At 68.2% G+C, this 6,867-nt stretch carries 6 protein-coding genes; 3 read left to right on the top strand and 3 right to left on the bottom strand.

The features are described 5' to 3' along the window. The 3 genes from accA to rnhB form a co-directional block, all read right to left on the bottom strand. A partial coding sequence (accA, locus tag CKO33_RS09165; RefSeq protein ID WP_200181729.1) for an acetyl-CoA carboxylase carboxyl transferase subunit alpha occupies positions 1-627 on the bottom strand: 627 nt, incomplete at its 3' end. Positions 628-694: 67 nt separating this feature from the next. After that, entirely contained in the window at positions 695-4,198 is a 3,504-nt protein-coding gene (gene dnaE / locus CKO33_RS09160; protein ID WP_200181726.1) for a DNA polymerase III subunit alpha, read from the bottom strand. 145 nt (positions 4,199-4,343) lie between these two features. After that, positions 4,344-4,940 carry a ribonuclease HII gene (rnhB, locus tag CKO33_RS09155; protein ID WP_439099434.1) on the bottom strand — a complete coding sequence of 199 codons (597 nt, stop codon included), beginning with the start codon at positions 4,938-4,940 and terminating at the stop codon, positions 4,344-4,346. A gap of 161 nt (positions 4,941-5,101) precedes the next feature. On the opposite strand from rnhB, the gene CKO33_RS09150 reads away from it, so the two are divergent. The 3 genes from CKO33_RS09150 (at position 5,102) to CKO33_RS09140 (ending at position 6,863) form a co-directional block, all read left to right on the top strand. Beyond that, positions 5,102-5,311 (top strand): DUF2281 domain-containing protein, encoded by a 210-nt coding sequence (locus CKO33_RS09150; protein ID WP_200181723.1) that lies wholly within the window; start codon positions 5,102-5,104, stop codon positions 5,309-5,311. Further along, the gene (locus tag CKO33_RS09145) at positions 5,308-5,709 is read left to right on the top strand and encodes a type II toxin-antitoxin system VapC family toxin (RefSeq protein WP_200181721.1); all 402 of its coding nucleotides are present in this window, start codon (positions 5,308-5,310) and stop codon (positions 5,707-5,709) included. Before CKO33_RS09150 ends, CKO33_RS09145 begins: the two co-directional genes overlap by 4 nt. 182 nt (positions 5,710-5,891) lie before the next feature. Then, positions 5,892-6,863, top strand: coding sequence for a Gfo/Idh/MocA family protein (locus CKO33_RS09140; protein ID WP_200181720.1), 972 nt, complete (start codon positions 5,892-5,894; stop codon positions 6,861-6,863). Positions 6,864-6,867: the final 4 nt, after the last annotated feature.

Raw genomic sequence — 6,867 nt, 5'->3', positions numbered from 1 at the left:
CCCCACCGCCAGGGCCCCGCCGGAGCCCCCCTCGCCCACCACGGTGCAGACGATGGGGGTGCGCAGCCGGGACATCTCCATGAGGTTACGGGCGATGGCCTCGCTCTGGCCCCGTTCCTCGGCCCCCACGCCGGGGTAGGCCCCGGGGGTGTCGATGAAGGTGATGATGGGTAAGCCGAAGCGCTCCGCCGTCTGCATCAGCCGCAGGGCCTTGCGGTAGCCCTCGGGGCGGGGCATGCCGAAGTTGCGGTGGATCTTCTCGCGGGTGTCCCGCCCCTTCTGATGGCCGATGACCATCACCGGCTTGCCGGCCAGGCGCCCCACCCCGCCGACGATGGCGGGATCATCGGCAAAGGCCCGGTCGCCGTGGAGCTCCTCGAAGTCCGTGAGCATGTGCTCCACGTAGTCCAGGGTGTACGGCCGCCGCGGATGGCGCGCCAGCTGGGCCACCTGCCAGGCCGACAGCTTGGAGAAGATGGACTCGGTGAGGCTCTTGCACTTGGCCTCCAGGCGGTTGATCTCGTCCTGGATGTTCACCTCGGCGTCGTCGCTGACGCGGCGAAGCTCTTCGATCTTCGCCTCCAGCTCGGCGATGGGCTGCTCGAAATCAAGGAAGTCCGGGTTCATCGGTCGCCGTCGGTTCGGTTGCTCGGAACCGGCCATTGTACACGGGGCGCCGGCGCAGAAAAGTGCCTCACGGATAGCGCACCCGCACCCCGTCCTCCCCCAGCAGTTCCCTGAGGCCGTGGAGGAGTTCCTCGCTGGGGCGCACCTGCCAACCCTCGCCGAAACGCAGCCGGGCCCGGGCCTGGGGGTTGCAGTAGTCCAGGACCACGGCGCAGTTGCCGTTGCGGTGGGGTTCCAGATGGGTGCGCAGGTGCTGTGCCAGCTCCGGCGTGGCGTTGCCGTTCACGGTCAGGTCCAGGCGCCGGGCAAAGTGCTCCCGGGCCTGATCCAGGTCCATGAGCTGGCGGCAGCGCAGGCGCACGCCGCCGCTGAACTCGTCGATGGCGGCGCCCCCCTCCACCACCAGCAGGCGGTCCTTCACCAGGAGATGGCGGTAGCGCTGGTAGTCGTCACCGAACAGGGCCACCTCCACGCGGCCGCTGCGGTCGTCCAGGGTGAGGAAGGCCATGCGCCCGGACTGTCCGTTGCGGGTGCGGATGGCCACCATCAGGCCGGCCACCACCACCGTCTGCTCCCGGGGGCGGCCCCGCCCCGGCGGGGCGTTGCCGCCGTCCTGGCCGTTGTCCCCGGACAGGTCCGCCAGGAGGTCGGCGATGCGTTTTTTCGTCATCTGCGCCAGTTCCTGCTCGTAGCGCAGGATGGGGTGGCCGGTGAGATAGAGCCCCAGGGTCTCCTTCTCCGCCAGCAGGCGGCTCTCCTCGTCCCATTCGGGCAGGGTCTCGGTCTCCGGGGCCTCGGCCCGGGGCGGCTCCACCACGCCGAACAGGTCCCCCTGCCCCACACTCTCATCCCGCAGGTGCTGCTCCGCCCGGGACATGGCCTGGGGCAGGCGGTGCATGAGGGTGGCCCGGTTGGGGCCGATGGAATCCAGGGCGCCGGCCCGGATCAGGGCCTCCAGGGTGCGACGGTTGATCTTCTGGGAATCGGCCCGCAGGCACAGGTCATCCAGGTCCCGGAAGGGCCCGCCCCCCGCGCGCGCCTCCAGCAGCACCTGGATGGCCGATTCCCCCACCCCCTTGATGGCCCCGAGGCCGTAGACGATGGTGCGCGGGTCGCGCACGGTGAACTCGTGGCTGGAGGCGTTCACGTCCGGCGGGATCACCTCCAGGTCCATGGAACGGCACTCATCGATGAGATGGACGATCTTGTCCGTGTGGTCCATGTCCGCTGAGAGCACCGCCGCCATGAAGGCCGCCGGGTAATGGCACTTGAGCCAGGCGGTCTGGTAGGACAGCAGGGCATAGGCCGCGGAGTGGGACTTGTTGAATCCATACCCCGCGAACTTCTCCATAAGGTCGAAGATGTAGGTGGCCGTGGCCTCCTCCACCCCCTGTTCCAGGGCCCCCTTGAGGAAGATCTCCCGCTGCTTGGCCATCTCCTCGGGCTTTTTCTTGCCCATGGCCCGGCGCAGCAGGTCGGCGCCCCCCAGGCTGTAGCCCGCCAGCACCTGGGCGATCTGCATCACCTGTTCCTGGTAGAGGATGACGCCGTGGGTGGGCCGCAGGATGGGCTCCAGGGCGGGATGGGGATAGTGCACCTCGGCCCGGCCGTGCTTGCGGTTGATGTAGTCGTCCACCATCCCCGACTGCAGCGGCCCGGGGCGGTACAGGGCCACCAGGGCGATGATGTCCTCGAAGTCATCCGGCTGCAGGCGCTTGATCAGGTCCTTCATGCCCCGGGATTCCAGCTGGAAGACGGCGGTGGTCTCCTGGCGCTTGAGCAGGGCGAAGGTGTCCGGGTCGTCCAGGGGGATGGCGTTGATGTCCGGGATCTGACCGGTGGCGGCCCCGATGTTGGCCACCGCCCAGTCGATGATGGTGAGGGTGCGCAGGCCCAGGAAGTCGAACTTCACCAGGCCGATGGCCTCCACGTCGTCCTTGTCGAACTGGGTCACCACCCCCTGGCCGCCGGGCTCGCAGAACAGGGGCGAGAAGTCCGTGAGGCGGGTGGGGGCGATGACCACCCCGCCGGCGTGCTTGCCGGCGTTGCGGGTCACCCCCTCCAGCTTGCGCGCCAGGTCGATGAGGGTGCGCACCTCCTCGTCGTCCTCGTAGCTCTGGCGCAGGTCCTCCTCCTGTTCCAGGGCCTTGTCCAGGGTCATCCCCAGCTCCATGGGGATCTGCTTGGCGATGCGGTCCACGAAGCCGTAGGGATGCCCCAGGACACGGCCCACGTCGCGCACCACCGCCTTGGCGGCCATGGTGCCGTAGGTGATGATCTGGGAGACCTTCTCCCGGCCATAGCGCTCGGCCACGTACTCGATGACCCGGTCCCGCTTCTCCATGCAGAAGTCCACGTCGAAGTCGGGCATGGAGACGCGTTCGGGGTTGAGGAAGCGCTCGAACAGGAGCTCGTAGCGCAGGGGGTCCAGGTCGGTGATCTTGAGGGCGAAGGCCACCAGGGACCCGGCGCCGGAACCCCGCCCCGGACCCACCGGCACGCCGTTGTCCTTGGCCCAGCGGATGAAGTCGGCCACGATGAGGAAGTAGCCGGGGAATCCCATCTGGCAGATGACGTCCAGTTCCCGTTCCAGGCGCTCGCGGTAGGGGCGGGCCCGTTCCTCCCGCGCCGGGGTGTCCTCGGGGATGAGGACCCGCAGGCGTTCCTCCAGCCCCTCCCGGGACTGGCTGCGGAAATAATCGTCGGTGGTCATGCCCTCGGGGATGGGGAACTGCGGCAGGTGGTTCTCCCCCAGGGTCAGGGTCAGGTTGCAGCGGCGGGCGATCTCCACCGTGTTCTCCAGGGCCTCCGGGATGTCCTGGAACAGGTCCTGCATCTCCTGGGGCGTGCGCAGGTACTGCTGGCGGCTGTAGAGCCGCGGGCGGCGCTCGTCGTCCAGCACCCGGCCCTCGTGGATGCAGACCCGGGCCTCGTGGGCGTCGAAGTCCTCCGCTCGCAAAAAGCGCACGTCATTGGTGGCCACCACCGGCAGGCCCATGCGCGTCGCCAGCTCCACGGCGCCATGGAGGTAGTCCTCCTCCCCTTCCCGGCCGGTGCGCACCAGTTCCAGGTAGAAGCGGTCCGGGAACAGGGCCGACCAGTGGGCACAGGATTCCATGGCCGCCTCGTCGTGGCGGGCGAGCAGGAGACGGCCCACCTCCCCCTCGCGCCCGCCGGAGAGGGCGATCAGGCCGCGGCAGATCTCCGGCGTGAACCAGTCCCGCTGCAGCACCGGGCTGCCACTGTCCTGGCCCTCCAGGTAGCCGCGGCTCACCAGCCGGGTGAGGTTCCGGTAGCCCTCGTCATCCTGGCACAGCAGCACCAGGCGGGTGGGCGGGTCCGTGGGCTGCTGCGCCGTCACCCGCACATCCACCCCCGTGATGGGCTTCAGGCCGGCCCCCAGGGCGGCCTTGTGGAATTTCACCATGGCGAACAGGTTGTCCTGGTCGGTGACGGCGCAGGCGGGCATCCCCGCCGCCTGGCAGGCCTCCACCAGGGGACTGACCCGGACCAGGCCATCCACCAGGGAGAACTCGGAATGCACGTGCAGGTGTACGAATCGGGGGGTCATGGATCCAGGGATCGGCTTGCGGGGCCATCAGGGAGGCGGGGATTGTCGCCCGTCTTCCGGGCCGACTCAAATCCTCCCGGACGGACGTTGCACAGGGGACGGCCGGACCTCCCGCCGATGCCGGGGAAGCCGCCGTGCCGCCGGCTCACCCCGGTGCGGCGGCGCGCACCGGGGCAAAGCTTTGGCGATGGCAGGGACTGGGGCCGAGACGCGCCAGGGCCGCGCGATGGGCGGCGGTGGGATAGCCCTTGTGTCCCGCCAGGCCGTAACCGGGGTAGCGGGCATCCAGTTCCACCATGAGGCGGTCCCGGTGCACCTTGGCGAGGATGGAGGCGGCGCCGATGGCGGCCACGCGCCGGTCCCCGCCCACCACGGCACGGGCCGTGCAGGGCAGTTCGGGGCAGCGATTGCCGTCCACCAGGGCCAGGGCGGGGGCGCGGTCCAGCCCCTCCACGGCCCGGCGCATGGCCAGGAAGGTGGCCTGCAGGATGTTCAGCCGGTCGATCTCCTCCGGGCTGCAGATGCCCAGGGCCCAGGCCAGGGCCGTTTCCCGGATCACCCCTTCCAGGGCCTCGCGCCGGGCGGGTGAGAGGGTCTTGGAATCGGCCACCCCGTCCACGGGGCGCTCCGGATCCAGGATCACCGCGGCGGCCACCACGGGTCCGGCCAGCGGGCCCCGGCCCGCCTCGTCCACACCGGCCACATCGGGCCGCACCAGGGCAGGATCTGTATCGGACACCACGGACGGGGCTCTCCCATGGGAAACGCAGTGGATGGATGGGATCGGCGGCCGTCGCAACGCCCGGGGGCGCCTTATGTTGACGACGGGGATCCCGTAAAATGGGCGGGAGATTCTAGCATACGGCCCGGCGCTGTCCGGCCACGCCTCTTTGGTGCACACCGATGCGTATTGAAGCCCAGGTACTGGAGCGCATTCGCGCCCTGCCGCCGGAACAGCAGGAAGAGGTGCTCGATTTCATCGAGTTCATCCGCTCCCGCAGGCCGATTCCCGCCAAGGACAGACCCATGGGCCTGTGCAAGGGGGAATTCAGGGTACCGGATGACTTCGATGCCCCCTTGCCTGATGAGGTCCTGCGCGATTTCGAGTCATGAACCTGTTGATCGATACCCACATCTTCCTGTGGTACATCACTGACGATGCACGCCTCTCCCCCGAAATCGCGCACGCCATCCGCCGACCGGAGAATCAGATCCACCTGAGCGCCGTTTCCCTTTGGGAATGTCTCGTTAAACATCAATTGGGCAAACTCCCACTGCCACAGGCCCCGGAAGCCTATCTGCCTTTGCAAAGGCAACGACATGGAATCGCTCCCCTTGATCTGGATGAAGCCAGCATCCGCCATCTGGTCAAGCTGCCCGCATTACATCGCGACCCCTTCGATCGCATGCTGATCTGCCAGGCCATTGAACACGCCCTGGTCCTGGTGACCATGGACGAGGCCATCCGCCGTTATCCGGTGACCCTATTCGAGGTGGGGAGGCAGGGATAGGGTTTCCCGCACTCTGCGTTGGAAGCGGCCAAGGCCATGCGGGGTACAGGCATCGTCCCGGAAGAGACCGGCGGTGTGGCCGCCTTATGTTGGCGATGGGGATCCCGTAAAATGGGCGCCAAAGTTTAACATACGGTCCGGCCCGCGCCGGCACCGACCCCATCCACGCTTTCCACCGGGTATTGCCCATGACCCCCATCCGATGCGCCGTCATCGGCGTCGGCTATCTTGGCCGATTCCATGCCCAGAAGTACGCCGCCGCCGATCATGCCCAACTGGTCGCCGTGGCCGACACGGACCCCGAGGCCGCCGCAAGGGTGGCGTCGGAGTGCGGCTGCCGCGCCGTCACCGACTACCGCGAACTGCTCGGGGAGGTGGACGCGGTGAGCATCGTCGTGCCCACCACGCTGCACTTCGAGGTGGCCCGGGAGTGCATCGCAAACGGGGTGCATGTCCTGGTGGAGAAACCCATCACCCGCACGGTGGAGGAGGCCGCGGAACTCAACCGCCTGGCCCGGGAAAAGAACGTGTGCCTGCAGGTGGGGCATCTGGAGCGTTTCAACGCCGCCCTCATGGAGGTGAGCCGCCGCCCCACCCCGCCCCTGTTCATCGAGTCCCACCGGCTGGCCCCCTTCAAGCCGCGCACCACGGACGTGAACGTGGTCCTGGATCTGATGATCCACGACATCGATATCATCCTGGACATGGTGCGTTCGCCGGTGAAGTCCCTGGCGGCCAGCGGGGCCCGGGTGCTCTCCGATGCCCTGGACATCGCCAACGCCCGTATCGAGTTCGAAAACGGCTGCGTGGCCAACGTCACCTCCAGCCGGGTCAGCCTCAAGAGCGAGCGCAAGATGCGGATCTTCCAGAAGAACGCCTATGTATCCATCGACTTCCAGAACCGGGGCCTGTCGGTGCACCGGCTGGGGGACCGGGAGGCCTTTCCGGGGATCCCGGAGATCACCAGCGAGAACACCGTGTTCGAGGAGGGGGACGCCCTGAAGGTGGAGATCCAGGCCTTTCTGGAGGCGGTACGCGGCGAGGCGCCGGTGATCGTCAGCGGCGAGGACGGCCAGCGGGCCCTGGAGACGGCCATCCGCATCAGCGAACTGCTGCACGGCGAGGCCCCCGTGCTGGGGCAGTCCGCGCCCTGACCCC

Source organism: Ectothiorhodospira mobilis (genome assembly GCF_016584115.1).
Lineage (GTDB): Bacteria > Pseudomonadota > Gammaproteobacteria > Ectothiorhodospirales > Ectothiorhodospiraceae > Ectothiorhodospira > Ectothiorhodospira mobilis.
The sequence above is the reverse complement of the archived record's forward strand: the minus strand, read 5'-3'. Positions and strand labels throughout refer to the sequence as shown.